Source organism: Thermocrispum sp., assembly GCF_002919275.1.
Lineage (GTDB): Bacteria > Actinomycetota > Actinomycetes > Mycobacteriales > Pseudonocardiaceae > Thermocrispum > Thermocrispum agreste.
In genome coordinates this window covers 23,079-41,140 of sequence record NZ_PKFA01000002.1, presented here as the reverse complement: position 1 = coordinate 41,140, position 18,062 = coordinate 23,079, and the positions used below count along the sequence as shown (strand labels likewise).

Here is an 18,062-nt window from a genome sequence, read left to right as displayed (position 1 = left end):
CGGCCGCACGGAAACAGGCGGCGAAAGCGGCCCGAACACAACGCAGGGCCCGAGACGACAACGGCCCCCAACACGACACAGAACCCGAGACGACAACGGCCCCCAACACGACGAAGGGCCCGGGTTCGCCCCGGGCCCTTCGTGACGTGACGCTCGGTCAGCGGAAGTCGCGACCGAAGTCGTAGTCGTCCAGCGGCACCGCGACACCACTGCCGGTGGAACCGAACATGTCGGTGCCGTAGTAGCCGTCGTCGTAGGACGGGATCGAGTACGCCGCGACCCGCGCCTCCTCCGTCGGCTGCACCTCGATGTTGCGGTACCGGTTGATGCCCGTACCGGCCGGGATCAGCTTGCCGATGATCACGTTCTCCTTCAGACCGACCAGCTTGTCCGACTTGCCGTTGATCGCGGCGTCGGTCAGCACCCTGGTGGTCTCCTGGAACGAGGCGGCCGACAGCCACGAGTCCGTGGTCAGCGACGCCTTCGTGATACCCATCAGCACCGGACGACCCGAGGCCGGCTGGCCGCCCTCGGCCACCGTCTGCCGGTTGACCGCCTCGAACTTCGTCCGCTCCGGCAGCTCGCCGGGCAGGAAGTCGGTGTCGCCGGAGTCGATGACCGTCACGCGGCGCAGCATCTGCCGCACGATGATCTCGATGTGCTTGTCGTGGATGGACACACCCTGCGCCCGGTACACCTTCTGCACCTCTTCCACCAGGTGCATCTGGGCCTGGCGCGGGCCCATCACGCGCAGCACCTCGTGCGGGTCCGGCGTGCCCTCGAGCAGCAGCTGACCCACCGTGACGTGGTCGCCGTCCTGCAGCGGACCGTTCGGGCCCATGGCCAGGCGCTGCCGCTTGGACAGCTTGTCCAGCACCACTTCCTCGGAGCCGTCGTCCGGAATGATGGTGATCTTCCAGTACCGGTCGGACTCCTCGATGCGGATCCGGCCGTCGCACTCGGCGATCGGCGCCTTGCCCTTCGGGGTCCGCGCCTCGAACAGCTCCTGGACACGCGGCAGACCGGTGGTGATGTCGTCACCGGCGACGCCACCCTGGTGGAACGTACGCATGGTCAGCTGCGTACCCGGCTCACCGATCGACTGGGCGGCGACGATACCGACGGCCTCGCCGACGTCCACCAGCTTGCCGGTGGCCATCGAGCGGCCGTAGCACATCGCGCACACGCCCATGGCCGACTCGCAGGTCAGCACGCTGCGCACCTTGACCTTGGTGATGCCCAGGCTGAGCAGCTTCTCGATCTCCGGGTCACCCAGGTCGTCACCGCGGTTGACCACCACGTTGCCGTCCGCGTCCGTGGCGTCCTCGGCCAGGTTGCGGGCGTACACCGACGTGGCCACGTGCTCGGCCGGGACGATCTGGCCGTCGGGGGTCTTGTGCCCGATGGCCATCTCGATGCCGCGGTTGGTGCCACAGTCCGCCTCGCGCACGATGACGTCCTGCGAGACGTCCACCAGACGCCTGGTCAGGTAACCCGAGTCGGCGGTACGCAGCGCCGTGTCGGCCAGACCCTTCCGAGCACCGTGGGTGGCGATGAAGTACTCCGCCACCGACAAGCCCTCACGGAAGTTCGACTTGATCGGGCGCGGGATGTACTCACCCTTCGGGTTGGACACCAGACCACGCATACCGGCCAGCGACCGCACCTGGGTCATGTTGCCCGCCGCACCCGACTTCACGATCACCGCGATCGGGTTGTCCTCCGACAGGTTGTCCTCCATGACCTGGGCGACCTCGTCGGTGGCCTGGGTCCACACCTTGACCAGCTCGTTGTTCCGCTCCGCGTGGGACAGCTGACCGCGCTGGTACCGCCGCTCCACCTGGGCGGCCTTGGCCTCGTAGGTCTCCAGGATCTGCTGCTTCTCGTCCGGCACCGGCACGTCCGAGATGGACAGCGTGACCCCGGAGCGGGTGGCCCAGTAGAAGCCGGCGTCCTTGATCTTGTCCAGCGTCTGCGCCACCTGCGTCATCGAGTACCGCTCGGCCAGGTCGTTGACGATCTTGGCCTGGGCCTTCTTCGGCAGCACCTCGTTGACGAACGGGTAGTCCGGCGGCAGCAGGTCGTTGAACAGCACCCGGCCCAGCGTGGTCTCGGCCAGCCACGGCTTGCCCGGCTCCCAGCCCTCCTCGGCCAGCTTGGCCTCCAGCTCCTTCGGCGGCTGCCGGTCGGAGATGCGGATCTTCACCGGGGCGTGCAGGCCGATCTCCTTCAGGTCGTAGGCCATGATGGCCTCGGCAGGAGAGGAGAACGCCTTGCCCGCGCCCGGCTCGTCCTCGACCATCTTGGTCAGGAAGAACAGGCCGGTCACCATGTCCAGCCGCGGCATGGCCAGCGGGCGACCCGACGCCGGCGACAGGATGTTGTTCGCCGACAGCATCAGGATGCGCGCCTCGGCCTGCGCCTCGGCGGACAGCGGCAGGTGCACCGCCATCTGGTCACCGTCGAAGTCGGCGTTGAACGCCTCGCACACCAGCGGGTGCAGCTGGATGGCCTTGCCCTCCACCAGCTGCGGCTCGAACGCCTGAATACCCAGCCGGTGCAGCGTCGGCGCACGGTTCAGCAGCACCGGATGCTCGGCGATGACCTCTTCCAGCACGTCCCACACCTGCGGACGCTGCCGCTCCACCATCCGCTTGGCGGACTTGATGTTCTGCGCGTGGTTGAGGTCCACCAGCCGCTTCATCACGAATGGCTTGAACAGCTCCAGCGCCATCCCCTTCGGGATACCGCACTGGTGCAGCTTCAGCTGCGGACCGACGATGATGACCGAACGGCCGGAGTAGTCGACCCGCTTGCCGAGCAGGTTCTGACGGAACCGGCCCTGCTTGCCCTTGAGCAGGTCGGACAGCGACTTCAGCGGACGGTTGCCCGGCCCGGTGACCGGACGGCCGCGGCGGCCGTTGTCGAACAACGCGTCGACCGCCTCCTGCAGCATCCGCTTCTCGTTGTTCACGATGATCTCGGGCGCGCCGAGATCGATCAGCCGCTTGAGCCGGTTGTTCCGGTTGATCACCCGGCGGTACAGGTCGTTCAGGTCGCTGGTGGCGAACCGGCCACCGTCCAGCTGCACCATCGGGCGCAGGTCCGGCGGGATGACCGGGATGGCGTCCAGCACCATGCCGCGCGGGTCGTTGCCGGTCTGCTGGAAGGCGTTGACCACCTTCAGCCGCTTGAGCGCGCGCAGCTTCTTCTGTCCCTTGCCGGTGCGGATGATCTCCCGCAGCTTCTCCGCCTCGGCGTCGACGTCGAAGTCCTCGCACAGCTTCTGGATCGCCTCGGCGCCCATGCCGCCGGTGAAGTACTCGCCGTACCGCTCGTGCAGCTCACGGTAGAGGTTCTCGTCCACGATGAGCTGCCGGACCTCCAGCTTGGTGAAGGTGTTCCAGACCTCCTCGAGGCGGTCCAGCTCCCGGTTGGCGCGGTCGCGGATCTGCCGCATCTCGCGCTCGCCGGCCTCCTTCACCTTGCGCCGGACGTCGGCCTTGGCGCCCTCTTCCTCCAGCTGCTTGAGGTCGGCCTCCAGCTTCTGCGCCCGCTCCTCGATCTCCGCGTCGCGCTTCTGCTCGATCGCCTTGCGCTCGGCGTTGATCTCGTTCTCCAGCGTGGGCAGGTCGTTGTGCCGCAGCTCGGTGTTCACGCTGGTGATCACGTAGGCGGCGAAGTAGATGATCTTCTCCAGATCCTTCGGCGCCAGATCCAGCAGGTAGCCGAGGCGGCTCGGCACACCCTTGAAGTACCAGATGTGCGTGACCGGTGCGGCCAGCTCGATGTGGCCCATCCGCTCGCGGCGCACCTTGGCGCGAGTCACCTCGACGCCGCACCGCTCGCAGATGATGCCCTTGAACCGGACCCGCTTGTACTTACCGCAGTAGCACTCCCAGTCCCGGGTCGGGCCGAAGATCTTCTCGCAGAACAGCCCGTCCTTCTCCGGCTTGAGGGTGCGGTAGTTGATCGTCTCCGGCTTCTTCACCTCGCCGTAGGACCACTGGCGGATGTCGTCGGCGGTGGCCAGGCGGATGCGGAGCTCATCGAAGTAGTTGACGTCCAGCACGCGTCGTTCCTTCTTCCCTGGTGGGTTGTAGCGGCTAGGGGCTTGTCAGTGCATGACGTCGTCGACCGACGGCGATTCCGGGCGGTTGAGGTTGATGCCCAGGTTCGCCGCGGCCCGCTCCAGGTCCTCGTCCTCGGAGTCGCGCATCTCGATGGCGGCCCCGTCCGAAGACAGCACCTCGACGTTGAGGCACAGCGATTGCAGCTCCTTGAGCAGCACCTTGAACGACTCCGGGATGCCTGGCTCGGGGATGTTCTCCCCCTTGACGATCGCCTCGTACACCTTGACGCGGCCTACCACGTCGTCCGACTTGATCGTCAGCAGTTCCTGCAGCGAGTAGGCGGCGCCGTAGGCCTGCATGGCCCAGCACTCCATCTCGCCGAACCGCTGACCGCCGAACTGGGCCTTACCACCCAGCGGCTGCTGGGTGATCATCGAGTACGGCCCGGTCGACCGAGCGTGGATCTTGTCGTCGATCATGTGGTGCAGCTTCAGGATGTACATGTAGCCGACCGCGACCGGCTCCGGGAACGGCTCGCCGGAGCGCCCGTCGAACAGCCGCGCCTTGCCGTCGGTGCCGACCAGGCGCTCGCCGTCGCGGTTGGGCTTGGTGCATCCCAGCAGTCCGGTGATGACTTCCTCGCTGGCACCGTCGAACACCGGGGTCGCGGTGTTGGTGCCCGGCTCGACCTCGCGCAGCTCGGGCTTGAGGTCCTTGGCCCACTCCGGGTTGCCCTCGACCTTCCAGCCCTGCGAGGCCAGCCACCCGAGGTGCAGCTCCATGATCTGGCCGATGTTCATCCGGCGCGGCACACCGTGGGTGTTCAGCACCACGTCGACCGGGGTGCCGTCCTCCATGAACGGCATGTCCTCGACCGGCAGGATCTTGCCGATGACGCCCTTGTTGCCGTGCCGGCCCGCCAGCTTGTCACCCGGCTGAATCTTCGACTTCTTCGCCACGTAGACGCGGACCAGCTGGTTGACGCCCGGCGGCAGCTCGTCGTCCTCCTCGCGGGAGAACACCCGGACGCCGATCACCTTGCCGGTCTCGCCGTGCGGCACCTTCAGCGAGGTGTCCCGAACCTCGCGGGCCTTCTCGCCGAAGATCGCGCGCAGCAGGCGCTCCTCCGGGGTCAGCTCGGTCTCACCCTTCGGCGTGACCTTACCGACCAGGATGTCGCCCGCCGTGACCTCCGCACCGATGCGCACGATGCCGCGCTCGTCCAGGTCGGCGAGAACGTCCTCGGAGACGTTCGGGATGTCCCTGGTGATCTCCTCGGCGCCCAGCTTGGTGTCGCGCGCGTCGATCTCGTGCTCCTCGATGTGGATCGAGGTCAGGATGTCGTCGCGCACCAGCCGCTCGGAGATGACGATGGCGTCCTCGTAGTTGTGGCCCTCCCACGGCATGATCGCCACGAGCAGGTTCTTGCCGAGCGCCATCTCGCCGTTCTGCGTCGACGGCCCGTCCGCGATGACCTGGCCCTTCTCCACCCGCTGGCCTTCGCTGACGATCGGCTTGTGGTTGATGCAGGTGCCCTGGTTGGAGCGCCGGAACTTGTACAGTCCGTAGCTCTTCCGCGAGCCGTCGTCGTGCATGATCGTGATCAGGTCCGCGGAGACCTCCTCGACCACACCCGCCTGCTCGGCCTGGATGACGTCACCGGCGTCCACCGCGGCACGCAGCTCCATGCCGGTGCCGACCAGCGGCGCCTCGCTGCGCAGCAGCGGCACGGCCTGCCGCTGCATGTTGGCGCCCATCAGCGCGCGGTTGGCGTCGTCGTGCTCCAGGAACGGGATCATGGCCGTCGCCACCGACACCATCTGGCGCGGCGAGACGTCCATGTAGTCGATCTCCATCGGGTCGATCAGCTCGACCTCACCGCCCTTGCGGCGGCCCAGCACCTTCTCCTCGACGAAGTAGCCGTTCTCGTCGACCTTGGCGTTCGCCTGGGCCTTGACGTAACGGTCCTCCTCGTCCGCGGTCAGATAGTCGACCTGGTCGGTGACCCGGCCGTTGACCACCTTGCGGTACGGGGTCTCGATGAAGCCGAACGGGTTGACCCGCGCGTACGAGCACAGCGAGCCGATCAGGCCGATGTTCGGGCCTTCCGGGGTCTCGATCGGGCACATCCGGCCGTAGTGGCTCGGGTGCACGTCGCGGACCTCCATGCCCGCCCGCTCACGGGACAGACCACCCGGGCCGAGCGAGTTCAGCCTGCGCTTGTGGGTCAGGCCGGCCAGCGGGTTGTTCTGGTCCATGAACTGGGACAGCTGCGAGGTGCCGAAGAACTCGCGGATCGCCGCCACCACCGGGCGGATGTTGATCAGCGTCTGCGGCGTGATGGCCTCGACGTCCTGCGTGGTCATCCGCTCGCGCACGACCCGCTCCATGCGGGACAGGCCGACCCGGACCTGGTTCTGGATCAGCTCGCCGACCGTGCGCACCCGGCGGTTGCCGAAGTGGTCGATGTCGTCGGTCTCGACCGGCAGCTCCTGCCCGTTGGGCGCGGTGAACTTCTGCTCGCCGGCGTGCAGCCGCACCAGGTACTCGATCGTGGTGACGATGTCGTCCTCGGTCAGCGTGCCGTCGCCGTACGGCAGCTCGAGGCCGAGCTTCTTGTTGATCTTGTACCGGCCCACCCGGGCGAGGTCGTACCGCTTGGTCTTGAAGAACAGGTTCTCCAGCAGCGTCTGCGCCGACTCCTTGGTGGGCGGCTCACCCGGACGCAGCTTGCGGTAGATGTCCAGCAGCGCCTCGTCCTGCGTGGTGGTGTGGTCCTTCTCCAGGGTCGCCATGAGCGTCTCGGAGAAGCCGAAGCGCTCCCGGATCTGCTCGTTGGTCCAGCCGAGCGCCTTCAGCAGCACGGTCACCGGCTGGCGGCGCTTGCGGTCGATGCGGACGCCGACGGTGTCGCGCTTGTCGACGTCGAACTCCAGCCACGCGCCGCGGCTCGGGATGATCTTGACGCTGAAGACATCCTTGTCCGTCGTCTTGTCGATCGCCTGATCGAAGTAGACGCCGGGGGACCGGACCAGCTGCGACACCACGACACGCTCGGTGCCGTTGATGATGAAGGTGCCGCGCTCGGTCATCACCGGGAAGTCGCCCATGAAGACCGTCTGCGACTTGATCTCACCGGTGTTGTTGTTGACGAACTCCGCGGTGACGAACAGCGGAGCCGCGTACGTCATGTCCTTGTCCTTGCACTCCTCGACGGAGGCCTTCACCTCGTCGAAGCGCGGGTCGGAAAAGGACAGCGACATCGAGCCGGAGAAGTCCTCGATCGGCGAGATCTCGTTGAGGACCTCCTCGAGGCCGCCGACGGGGTTCTCCTCGCCTTCCTCGACGCGACGCTGGTACCACTCGTCGCTGCCGACGAACCACTCGAACGACCGCTTTTGGACGTCAAGCAGGTCGGGCAGGGTGAGTGGCTCGTGGATTTTGGCGAACGAAACTCGTCGCGGGGCTCCAGGAATCTCCGATGTGGTCGCAGCAGTGGCCTGATTCGCGGGAGAGACTGCCAAGATGCGTCCTTCCGGGGACAGAAAGCGGTTGAGCAGCAGCGTTGACCTCTACAGGAGCAAGCCGAAGAGGAACGCAACTGGTCACGGTGCGGGTGTACCAACTATCTTAACGCCCTGCTTGAGGCAGCATGACAGCGGGCAGCGCAACAACTCAGTCTAGCTGGTCACAGCGGCTCTGTCGAGGAAGCTCCACACCCGCGTGGCTTCGAAACTCGACGGCCCGTCCGCACGGCCTGCCGTAACCGCTTCCGTGCCCAAAGCGTAGCACGTCAGGCCGGGGACGCCGTACGTCTCATCAGTCGAGCTCGGTTTGGTGTTGATCACACACAGTGACGACACGCGTCCCCACCGGCCACCCGTCCGGCCGCCTGCGATTGTCGCAACGTGTGGCCGCCTCAGCCGGCCTGGGGCGGCCGCCTGGTGCGGCTCCCGGCAGCCGCGACGGACTCCACCGACCGCGTGGCCGGGGCTTCTGCCAGCCGCCCTGCGCGGGCCGCCTCTCCCCGCACCAATTCCCTGCGGATGTCAGTAGCTGCCAGCCGCCCTGCGCGGGCCGCCTCCGGCCTGCCCGCCGGAGCAAACGCCACGGGCCGCCACCCCACAAGCAGCCACCGACCCACTCGCGGCACCCCTACAGAACCTCCGGACCCCCGCCAGGGCAACCACCACCGGCCGCCACCCCACAAGCAGCCACCGACCTACTCGCGGCACCCCTGCGGAACTTCCGGATCCTCGCCGGTGTCACCGCCGTGGATCTCCAGGTCGGCGATCTTCCACTGGTCGTCCACCAGCCGGGCCGTCACGGCGAGCGAGCCGGAGCTCTTCTCGGTCTGCCCCGCGGACTTGCGCTCCCACATGTTCTCCACGAACACGATGGCGCGCGCGGTGTCGTCGGTCAGCGCGGTGACCGCGCTGTAGGACACCTTGGTCGCCGACACCGTCTTCTGCTTCGGCGCCTGCTTCTGGATCGCGCAGTTGAGCGTGGCGAACTGCTTGCGCAGCTTGTCCGACGCCAGCAGCTCGTTCACCTCGTCGTCGCGGCCGTCCAGGTCGCGGTAGTCGTAGGTGAACAGCGTCTCGACCGCCGCGTCGATCTCCTTCTTGGCCTGGCTGGTGGTGATCGGATCGATCTGCGCTTTGTTCCCGATCAGGTCCGCCGCGGAGTAGTACTGCCACGCCGCGATGCCGGCGAACGCGGCGAACACCACCGCGGCCACCACGGCCGTCCAGAACGGCACGCGCCGCGAGCTGCCGGACTCCCGCTGTTTGCGGGCAGTGACCGGCCGCACGCTCGCAGGCTCAGCGGTGGTGTCGACGTCCTCTTCCTTGGTGGGCCGCAACCTCCCGGTGTCCCTGGACTTGGACCGGGGCACCCGGCGTGGCTCCGGTTCCGCCGGCTCGGCGGCTCGGTCGTCCACCTCGGCGGCTCGGGCTTCCGGTTCGGCTCCCTCGGCTGCCGCCTGCTCCTCGACGGGCTCCGCGCTCGCCCCGGCGGCCTTGGCGTCAACGGTGGGGGTTTCCTCCGCGCCCACCGCCTCGGTGGTGCGCGCAGCGGTGTCCTCGGTGCCGGTGAGGTCCTCCAGCTGCGCCGAGTACGGCGCGGGCCGCGGCCGCGGGCTCGGCTTGCCCCCGCCGGGCTTGCGGCGCCCGGCGACGTACGGGCGACGCGTCGGGTAAGGGCTGGGACGGCGACGTGGTGTGGGCACGAGTCGTCACTCCGATCCGCTGCTGGCGATGCTGGGGGCGGGGGCGAAGTTGTCCACCTTCCACTCGTCACCGACCAGCCGAAGCTGGGTGACCAGTCGAAGCGGGATCGTCCCCAGCGTCTTGCCGTCCTTGATCTTGCTGGCGTGCACGGCGGCGACGACCTCGGCCGTGGACGGCTCGAGCCGGGCGATGCCGATGTCGAGAATCTGGACGCTGGTGTCGAGCTTCTCCTTGACGATCAGTTTGCGCGCGTTCGGCCACCCCGCCTCGGTCGCCGCGTTGAACTCGTCGGTCGACATCGCCCGCTGCGCTTGGCGGGCCTTGTCCGGGTTGGCGTGGTCGAACGCGGAATAGGCCACGACCGCCCGGCGTGCGGTGTCCAGCACCGCCTGCCTGGTCTGCGCCGCTTCGTACTCGGTCGACGACGTCGTGGTCCACCACAGGATTCCGAAGACCACGGCGGCGATCAGCGCGACCACCGCCACCCCGCCCGCAACGAACACCGCGGTCCTGGACGGCCCCGGCCGCCGCTCGGCCTTGTCCACCAGGATCCGCCGGCCGGCTTTCCGGTCGGTCCGCTCGCCGTCCGCAGCGACCGGGTCGACGGGCTCGCCGGCGGGCTCGTGCCGCCCGCCGTCGGCGTCGGTCCTGTCGTGTGTCATTCCTCAATCCCTGCTCCGGCTGCCGCATCAGGGTACGGCCGTGCCTGTTTTCTCGACGTCAATGGCGGTCACCGTGCGCCTGCCCGGCCGACCGTTCCGCCCGTTCGGGGGAGGTCACCCCAGCCCGAGCATGCCGCCGAACGACGTCACCGTCTTGCTGACGGTGAGGTGGTCCGGGCGGCCGTCCATACGGCGCTGGTAGTCCAGCGATTCCTGGTCGCGGTTGGCGTTGGCGGCGACTTCCTCGTCTGTGGCCTCGCCCACGGGTATGCCGTTGTACGGCGCGTTCAGCGAACCGCGCACGTTGATCGGGCTGCCCTTCGGCTCGGCACAGTACGCGTCCTTGTTGTACGGCGGGTCGTTGGTGATGTCGCTGCCCTTGCGCCGGACCGTGCCCTCGTAGCCCTTCACGCACGGGGGCGGGTCGAACAAGTTCAGCGTCAACCCCAACGGCGCCTCGCCCTTGTTGTCGCGCAGCATGGTCACCGCACCCGCGGACAGCGCCGGGTAGGTGAGGAACGCCTGCTCCAGGCCCTCCAGCCGGGTGCCGGCGATCCGCCCGACGGTGATCAGGTTGGCGATCACATGGCTGAGGCCAGGACCGATCTCGTCCACCACTTCGCTGACCTGGGTGGCCGACGACGGCACCTGGTCGATCAGCTTGCGCAGGTCCTCGTCGGATCCCTTCAGCGCCTCGGACACCTTCTGCAGGTCGGTGGCGAACGACCGCACGTGGTCGAACTCCTCGTTCTGCGTGCTGAGCACCTGATTGCCGGACTCCAGCAACTGCCGCAGATCCGGCAGGTTCTTCCGGGCACCGCGGACGAACTCGCTGGAGGTGTCCATGAGCACCTGCAGGTCCTTGCCGTAGTCACCGGCGAACGCGTCGTACGACTCGTTCACCACGGTGCGCAGCGCGTCCGTCGGCACCGAGTCGGCGAGGTCGGTCAGCTCCTCGATCACGTCGTCGGTGCCCGGCGGCCGCTTGGTGTCGGTGATGACCGACCCGTTCTTCAGGTACGGCCCGCCTGCCTTGCGCGGCCGCAGGTCGATCAGCTGCTCACCGACCGCGGACCGGTTCATCGCTACCGCCTGCACGTCCGCGGGAATCGGCGGGGCGTCCGGTTCGATGTTCAGGTCGATCTCCACCCCGGTGTCGGTCAGCCGCATGTCACCGATCCGGCCGACCTTGACGCCGCGATAGGTGACCTCGCCGTTGGGGAACACCCCACCGGTGTCCGGCATGCGCACCGCCACCGTGTAGCCGGCATCGCCGAACGCCTTGCCCACGTCGGTGAACCGGATCAGCGCGTACACCAGCGCCGTGCAGCTGATCAGCACGAACGCCACCAGCTGCAGCTTGGTCTTGCGGGTGAGCATCAGTGACCCCCCATCGGCAGCGCGCCGGTCAGCGACTCGATCAGCCTGCGCGGGCCCGACCCGTCCATCGGGATCTCCGGCAGAATCTGCGGCACTTCCAGGTCCGGCAACGGCAGCTGGTTCGGATCCAGCAGCTCGCCTTCGGCCATGGGCAGGTCCTTGACGATCGGCAACCCAGGCATCGGGTGGCCGCGGTTGCGCCGGAAGTTCTTGACGATCTCCTCCAGATCCAGGCTGACCCGGGCGAACAGGTTGAAGTAGTCACCCTTGGCGCCTTCCACCGCGCCGTCGGAGAACGGGAACGACACCAGCAGCTCCAGCGACTGCGGCAGGTCCTCCGCGTCGGCCAGGTTCTGCAGGATCGGCCGCAGCGACTCGAGGTTGTCGATCAAGTCGTCCTGGCTGCGCTGCAGCGTGTCGGTGGCCACCTCGGACAGCTTGCGCAGCGACTTGAGCATGCGGGTGAGGTCCTTGCGCTGGTCGACCAGCACCTTCATGCCGGGCGACAGGTCGTCCAGCGCCTTGGCCACCACGTGCTTGTCCTTGCGCAGCGTCTTGCTCAGCCGGTTCAGGCTGTGCAGCGCCCTGTCGATGTCGTCGGTCTGCCCGTTCAGCCCGCGCACCAGCGTGTTGGCGTTGTGCAGCAGCGCCTTGATCTCCGGCTCGTTGCCGGTGAGCGTCTTGTTCAGCTCCTTGGTGATGGTGTTGACCTGCTCGATGCCGCCGCCGTTGAGCAGCATGGACAGTGCGCCCAGGATCTCCTCGACCTCCACGTTGCGGTTGGTCCTGGACAGCGGGATGACCGAGCCGTCGGTCAGCTCACCGCGCGCCGTGCCCCGCGGCGGGTGCACCAGGTCGATGTACTTCTCCCCGAGCAGGCTGGACTGCTTGATGTTGGCCAGGCTGTTCGCGGGCATGTCGGCGTCCCTGCGGAGCAGCACGGTCACCTCGGCGTGCCAGCCGTCGTCGGCCAGGTCGATCTTCTCCACCCGGCCGACCGGCACCTCGTTCACCTTCACGTGGGTCTGCGGCACCAGGTCCAGCACGTCCCGGAACTGGATCTTCACCCTGATCGGGTCCTCGCCGAGGTCGGCGCCGCCGGGCAGCGGCAGGTCGTAGATGCCGGTGAACGAGCTGCACCCGGTCGCCGCCAGGGCCAGCGTGGCGAGCAGCGCGATCAGCGCACGTCGCATGCGCATCACTGGCCACCTCCGTACTGGATCGCCTGCAGTTGCCGCAGCGGCGGCGGGATCTTGCCCTTCTGCAGCGAGTTGATGACCGAACCGACCGAGGGCAGCGCATCGCCCAGCGGCGCGACCTTGTCGCACAGCGAACCGAGCGGCTTGCCGGCCTCGGGCACCTGCTTGACGATGTTGCAGATCATCACCAGCGGCGGCTGGGCGAGCTCGTTGAAGTCCGAGCGGGTGTCCAGTGCACCGGTGCTGCCGTTGTAGGCGTTGATCACGTTGCCCAACGCCACCGGCGCGATGTCCAGGATCTCGGTCAGCGCCGCCCGCTGGTCGACCAGCGTCTTGGTCACCTCGGCCAGCTTGTCCACGTTGCTGCGCAACCGGTCCTTGTTCTGGTCGATGAACCGCTTGACCTTGGCCAGCGTGGAGCCGAGCACCTTCACCGTCTCGCGGAAGTTGTGCCGCTCCTCCGACAGGAACGCGCTGACCTCGGCCAGCTGCTGCTCGAACGTGCGGATGTCGGCGTCGCTGTCGGCGAACGTCTTGGTGATCTTGGCCAGGTTGGTCACGGTGGCGAACAAATCGTCCTTGTTGCCGTCCAGCGTGCCGGACGCCTTGCCGAGCTTGTCGATGGTGGCGTTGAGCGCCTTGCCGTTGTCCTTGAAGTTCTCCGCCGCCGTCTTCAGCAGCCGGGACAGCGAGCCGTCCTTGTTCGCCCCCTTCGGCCCCAGCGTCTCGCTGACCTCGATCAGCGTCTCGTACAGGTCGTCGATCTCGAGCGGGACGGCGGTGCGCTCCATGCCGATGACCGCGTTGTCCTTCAGCGTCGGCCCACCGGTGTACGGGGGAGTGAACTGGACGTAGCGGTCACTGACCAGCGACGGGGCAACGATGACCGCCTGCACGTCGGCGGGCAGCCGCACGGTGCGGTCGTAGGTCATGGTGACCTTGACCCGGTCGCCCATCGGCAGCACTTCCTCGACCGTGCCCATGGCAACGCCACGGACCCGGACGCTGTTGCCCTCGTAGAGGCCGATGGCCGACGGGAAATAGGCGGTCACCCGGCGGACGTTGGCGTCCTTGAGGGTCCACCAGAGCGCGCCGGCCACCACCAGGCCGAGCACGCAGGCGAGCGCGATCCCGCGCCACAGTTGCGCTGCGAAACGAGTCTGCGGGCTCATCGCGGATCACACCCGTCCTCGTTCAGCGGCCCCGCTTGCGGCAGCAGGAAACCGCACAGGTAGTTGTCGAACCACCGGCCGTTGCCCAGCACGTTGTTGAACTGCCGGACGAACGGGGCGAACGCCTCGATCCCCTCACCGAGCGCCTTGCGGTTGCGGTGCAGCAGGCTGGTGAGCCGGTCGAGGTCCTTCAGCACCGGGCGCAGCTGCTTGTCGTTGTCGTCGACCAGGCCGTTGAGCTGAGCGGCCAGCTGCTGGCTGCTCTCCAGCAGGGCCGAGATGGCCGCCTTGCGCCGATTCAGCTCGGCCAGCAGCACGTTGCCGTCCTGCATCAGCTTCACCAGCTGCTCGTCCCGGTCGGCCAGCGTGTCGGACACCTCGCGGGTGTTGGCCAGCAGCTTGGCCAGCTGCCGGTCCCGCTTGGCGATGGTGTCGGACAGGCGGGACAAGCCGGTCAGTGCACCGCGCAGCTCCTGAGGGGTGTCGCGGAACGTCTCGGACAGCACGTCGAAGCTCTGCGCCAGCTGGTCGGTGTCGATCTCGTCGACGGTCTGCGCCAGGTCCCGGAACGCCTCCAGCACGTCGTACGGCGACGTGGTGCGCTCGACCGGGATGACCTCGTTCGGATCCAGCGGCTTCGTCCCGGCCGGTTCCAGCGACAGGAACTTCTGCCCGAGCAGCGACTTGAGTTTGATGTCCGCCCTGGTCTGGTCGCCCATCCAGGCGTCCTTGACGTAGAAGGTGACCCGGACCAGGTTCTGCTCGTCCAGCTCGACGTCGGCCACCTTGCCGACCTTGATGCCCGCGATGCGGACCTCGTTGCCCGGCTTGAGCCCGGCCGCCTCCTCGAACTGGGCGCTGTAGGTCGTCCCGGCGCCGATCAACGGCAGGTCGTCGGCGTTGGCCGCGGCCACCAGACCCATCGCGATCACCGAGATCGCCACCACGGCGATGGTGATCGGGTTGCGTTTCTGGAACGACTTCATGCCGTGCCACACCTCTCTCGCGGTGCGCGCGGTGTCTCGATCGGGATCTCCTGCCCGCCCGGCACCTTCACCGTGATGTCCAGGCCGCAGACGTAGAAGTTGAACCAGGAGCCGTAGCTGGCGGTGCGGCCGATCGTGGTGTACTTCTTCGGCCCGAACACGATGAAGTGCTCGATCTTGTCCTCGTGCTGGTTGAGCAGCCGCGTGGCCCTGCCGAGCTCGGCGATGTCGTCCTTGAGCGGCTTGCGGGTGTCGTCGAGGAAGCCCGCGGTGGTGCGGGCCAGCTCGTCCAGCGACTCCACCGCGTCACCGATCGGCACCGCGTCCTCGGCCAGGCCGGAGACCAGCTGCTGCAGCGTGTCGACCGTCTCCCGGAACTGCGGGCCCTTGGCGTTGAGGGTGTCCAGCACCGAGTTCAGGTTGTCGATCAGCTCGCCGATCACCCGGTCCTTGTCGGCCAGCGTGTTGGTCAGCTGCGCGGTGTGCGCCAGCAGGTTCTCCACCGTGCCGCCCTCGCCCTGCAGCACCTGCACGATCTCGTAGGACAGCTGGTTGACGTCCTTCGGCGACAGCGCGGTGAACAGCGGCTTGAACCCGTTGAACAGCTCGGTGAGATCGACAGCAGACCGGGTCTGCTCCAGCGGGATCCGTCCGGTGCCGTCGGTCGGCAGGTAGTCGTCGCGGCCGGACGGCGGGCCGGGGTCGAGCGCGATGTAGCGCTGGCCGACCAGGTTCCGGTACCGCACGGTGGCGATGGTCTGCTTGGGCAGGCGCCGGTCGGCGTCCACCTCGAACTCCACCTCGGCCTGGTTGCGGTCGGCCACCCGCACGTCGGTGACCTGGCCGACACGCACACCGGCGATCCGGACGTCGTCGTTCTCCAGCAGCAGCGTGGCGTCGGAGAACCGCGCCGTGTAGGTCACCGTGCCGCTCATGTTGATGTTGGCGATGCTGATGCCGAGCACCGCCGTGGTCACCACGGTGATCACCGCGAAGATGGTCAGCTTGATCAGCGGACCGGTCACATGGGTCGCCGACTTCACCGGATCTCCACCTCCGCTCCACGGTAGAGCGGACCCACCAGCAAGCTGCCCCAGCTGGGCATCTGGTTGGGCTTCATGCCGGTCTCGATGCTCACCAGGTGGCTGAGCAGGTTGTTCTCCGCCGGGGTGTTCACCTCGTCGGCCACGGCGGCGGCCGGGGCGGCGCCACCGCCGCTCGCGTCGTAGGTGCCCGCCATGCCCTTCGGCTTGGTGCCCGGCTTGCACTCCTTCAGCCACTGCTCCGGCACCTTGTTGCCGAACACGTTCACCACGTCGCACGGCAGGCCCTCGGCGTCCCACTCCGGCGCGCGGGGATCGGGTTCGCCCGCCGGGTCGGTGCCGTCGTCGAACCGCAGGAACTTGTACGGCATCGGCAGCGGGCTGGGGATGTCCTCGTGGTGCACGTCGACGCACCACGGCCCGCGGTACTTGCCCAGCTCGTCGGTGCCGATGCCGCCGAACTCCGGCTCGTCCTGGCCCGGCTTGTACTTCTCCTGCGCGGGCCCGATGACCACCTTGGCCCGCAGGCCGGGGGTGGAGGTGCCCTTGCCGAACGCCGCGTCCAGCAGCGGCAGCGCCTCCGCCATCTGACTGGTCACGCACGGCACTTCCGGCGCGTACTTGGCCAGCATGGCCAGCGTGCGCTTGTTGACCTTGTTGACCGTGACGATGTTGTTCCGGTTGGCCTCGAGGTAGTCCTGCAGGTCACGCGAGGCGGTGGTCAGCGTGCGGTACAGCGAGTCGAGGTTGCGCTGCTTGTCCACCAGCGTGGCGGACGTGGTGCGCATGTTGTCCAGCGTGTCGATCAGCTCGGGCGCGACGTCCTCCAGGTTGTCGGAGAACTTGGCCAGCTCCTGCAGGTTCTGCTGTAGCTCGGGCAGCTCCGGGTTCAGCTCGCCCATGTACTCGCCGAGCTCCACCAGCGTGTCGCCGAGCTGCTCGCCGCGGCCCTCCAGCGCGTTGGCGATGGCGGTCAGCGTGCTGTTCAGCTTCTGCGGCTGCACCGCGCGCAACACCGGGAGCAGCTTGTCGAACGACTGCGCCAGCTCCAGCGCCGCGCTCGATCGATCCTGCGTGATCACGTCGCCCTCGGACATCTTCGGACCGTCCAGCGACGGGAAGGACAGCTGCACGTAGCGCTCACCGAACAGCGTCTTCGGCATGATCCGCGCAGTGGCGTTCTTCGGCAGCTGCGCCGCGTACTCCGGGTCCAGCGCCAGATCCAGGACGGCGCCGTCCGGGGTCGGGGTGATCTTGGCGACGTGCCCGACGAACACCCCGCGCGCCTTGACGTCCGACTTCACCGCCAGCTGGTTGCCGACCTTGTCGGTCTCCAGCTTCACCGTCACCACGTCCCGGAACGCGTGCTGCTGGCTCGCCACGCTCAAGCCGACCAGTCCGAGCACGATCACGATGAAGCCGATGCCGAGCAGTCGGCGCTTCAGCACGGTTCCCAATCCCCTGCTCATCCGGCGATCCTCAGCGTCGTGTCGGTACCCCAGATGCCGAATCCGATGAAGAAGTTCATCAGCGCGACCACCACGATGGTGGTCTTCACCGCCTTGCCGACCGCGACCCCGACACCCGCGGGCCCGCCGGAGGCGGTGTAGCCGTAGTAGCAGTGCGCCAGGATGATGAACACCGCGAAGATCAGCACCTTGGCGAAGCTGATGAACACGTCTTCCTTCGGCAGGAACTGTTCGAAGTAGTGGTCGTAGGTGCCAATCGACTGGCCGTAGAACAACGTCACGGTCAGCCGGGAGCCGAGATACGAGGCCAACAGCCCGATGATGTACAGCGGGATGATGGCCAGAAAGCCCGCGATGATCCGGGTGGTCACCAAGAACGGCAGGCTGGGCACGGCCATGACCTCGACCGCGTCGATCTCCTCGGAGATCCGCATCGCGCCCAGCTGAGCGGTGAAGCCCGCGCCCACCGTCGCGGACAGCGCCAGGCCGGCCACCAGCGGCGCCACCTCACGGGTGTTGACGAAGGCCGAGACGAACCCGGAGACCGCCGCGGCGCCGATCTGGTCCAGGCCGGCGTAGCCCTGCAGGCCGACCACGATGCCGACGAACAGCGTCATGCCGAGCATGACGCCGACGGTGCCGCCGATGACCGCGAGCGCGCCGCTGCCGAAGAACGTCTCGGCCAGGATCCGCATCACCTCGCGCGTGTAGCGCACGAGCGTCTTCGGGATCCACGCCAGCGCACGGATGTAGAACGACAGCTGGTCGCCCAGGTCGTCCAGCTTGTTCAACGGCACCTGCACCGCCCTGCGTGCGGTGCGCCCAACGGTGTTCAGTGTCGACATCG

The 18,062-nt window shown here is 67.6% G+C and carries 11 protein-coding genes; all 11 read right to left on the bottom strand.

Translation table 11 applies throughout. The annotated features are described in order from the left end of the window. Positions 1-157 precede the first annotated feature (157 nt). The gene (locus tag CXP56_RS00355; RefSeq protein ID WP_286899021.1) at positions 158-4,072 is read right to left on the bottom strand and encodes a DNA-directed RNA polymerase subunit beta'; all 3,915 of its coding nucleotides are present in this window, start codon (positions 4,070-4,072) and stop codon (positions 158-160) included. A gap of 45 nt (positions 4,073-4,117) precedes the next feature. Next, positions 4,118-7,597 (bottom strand): DNA-directed RNA polymerase subunit beta, encoded by a 3,480-nt coding sequence (gene rpoB, locus CXP56_RS00350; protein WP_286899017.1) that lies wholly within the window; start codon positions 7,595-7,597, stop codon positions 4,118-4,120. Between the two features lie 698 nt (positions 7,598-8,295). Beyond that, positions 8,296-9,303 carry a hypothetical protein gene (locus CXP56_RS00345; RefSeq protein ID WP_286899014.1) on the bottom strand — a complete coding sequence of 336 codons (1,008 nt, stop codon included), beginning with the start codon at positions 9,301-9,303 and terminating at the stop codon, positions 8,296-8,298. 6 nt (positions 9,304-9,309) lie between these two features. Further along, positions 9,310-9,966, bottom strand: a complete 657-nt coding sequence (locus tag CXP56_RS00340; protein ID WP_286899011.1) for a hypothetical protein — start codon at positions 9,964-9,966, stop codon at positions 9,310-9,312. A gap of 114 nt (positions 9,967-10,080) precedes the next feature. Further along, on the bottom strand, positions 10,081-11,346 hold the full coding sequence (locus CXP56_RS00335; RefSeq protein WP_028847367.1) for an MCE family protein: 1,266 nt from the start codon (positions 11,344-11,346) through the stop codon (positions 10,081-10,083). After that, on the bottom strand, positions 11,346-12,545 hold the full coding sequence (locus CXP56_RS00330) for an MCE family protein (protein ID WP_286899010.1): 1,200 nt from the start codon (positions 12,543-12,545) through the stop codon (positions 11,346-11,348). The genes CXP56_RS00335 and CXP56_RS00330 overlap by 1 nt, the downstream gene beginning before the upstream one ends. Continuing rightward, positions 12,545-13,717: an MCE family protein gene (locus tag CXP56_RS00325; protein WP_028847368.1), complete on the bottom strand. Its 1,173-nt coding sequence runs from the start codon at positions 13,715-13,717 to the stop codon at positions 12,545-12,547. Before CXP56_RS00325 ends, CXP56_RS00330 begins: the two co-directional genes overlap by 1 nt. Beyond that, entirely contained in the window at positions 13,714-14,703 is a 990-nt protein-coding gene (locus CXP56_RS00320) for an MCE family protein (protein WP_028847369.1), read from the bottom strand. Before CXP56_RS00320 ends, CXP56_RS00325 begins: the two co-directional genes overlap by 4 nt. After that, positions 14,700-15,746: an MCE family protein gene (locus tag CXP56_RS00315; RefSeq protein WP_028847370.1), complete on the bottom strand. Its 1,047-nt coding sequence runs from the start codon at positions 15,744-15,746 to the stop codon at positions 14,700-14,702. The genes CXP56_RS00320 and CXP56_RS00315 overlap by 4 nt, the downstream gene beginning before the upstream one ends. Beyond that, complete coding sequence (locus CXP56_RS00310; RefSeq protein WP_028847371.1) at positions 15,743-17,215, bottom strand: MCE family protein; 1,473 nt, start codon at positions 17,213-17,215, stop codon at positions 15,743-15,745. Before CXP56_RS00310 ends, CXP56_RS00315 begins: the two co-directional genes overlap by 4 nt. Next, positions 17,212-18,060 (bottom strand): MlaE family ABC transporter permease, encoded by an 849-nt coding sequence (locus tag CXP56_RS00305; protein WP_051310089.1) that lies wholly within the window; start codon positions 18,058-18,060, stop codon positions 17,212-17,214. Before CXP56_RS00305 ends, CXP56_RS00310 begins: the two co-directional genes overlap by 4 nt. Between the last annotated feature and the right edge of the window lie 2 nt (positions 18,061-18,062).

What these genes read in the sequence shown, in the direction of transcription:
- CXP56_RS00330 (WP_286899010.1), bottom strand. Translation starts at nt 12,545, where the DNA reads ATGCGCATGCGACGTGCGCTGATCGCGCTGCTCGCCACGCTGGCCCTG.
- CXP56_RS00325 (WP_028847368.1), bottom strand. Translation starts at nt 13,717, where the DNA reads ATGAGCCCGCAGACTCGTTTCGCAGCGCAACTGTGGCGCGGGATCGCG.
- CXP56_RS00320 (WP_028847369.1), bottom strand. Translation starts at nt 14,703, where the DNA reads ATGAAGTCGTTCCAGAAACGCAACCCGATCACCATCGCCGTGGTGGCG.
- CXP56_RS00310 (WP_028847371.1), bottom strand. Translation starts at nt 17,215, where the DNA reads ATGAGCAGGGGATTGGGAACCGTGCTGAAGCGCCGACTGCTCGGCATC.
- CXP56_RS00305 (WP_051310089.1), bottom strand. Translation starts at nt 18,060, where the DNA reads ATGTCGACACTGAACACCGTTGGGCGCACCGCACGCAGGGCGGTGCAG.
- CXP56_RS00340 (WP_286899011.1), bottom strand. Translation starts at nt 9,966, where the DNA reads ATGACACACGACAGGACCGACGCCGACGGCGGGCGGCACGAGCCCGCC.
- CXP56_RS00335 (WP_028847367.1), bottom strand. Translation starts at nt 11,346, where the DNA reads ATGCTCACCCGCAAGACCAAGCTGCAGCTGGTGGCGTTCGTGCTGATC.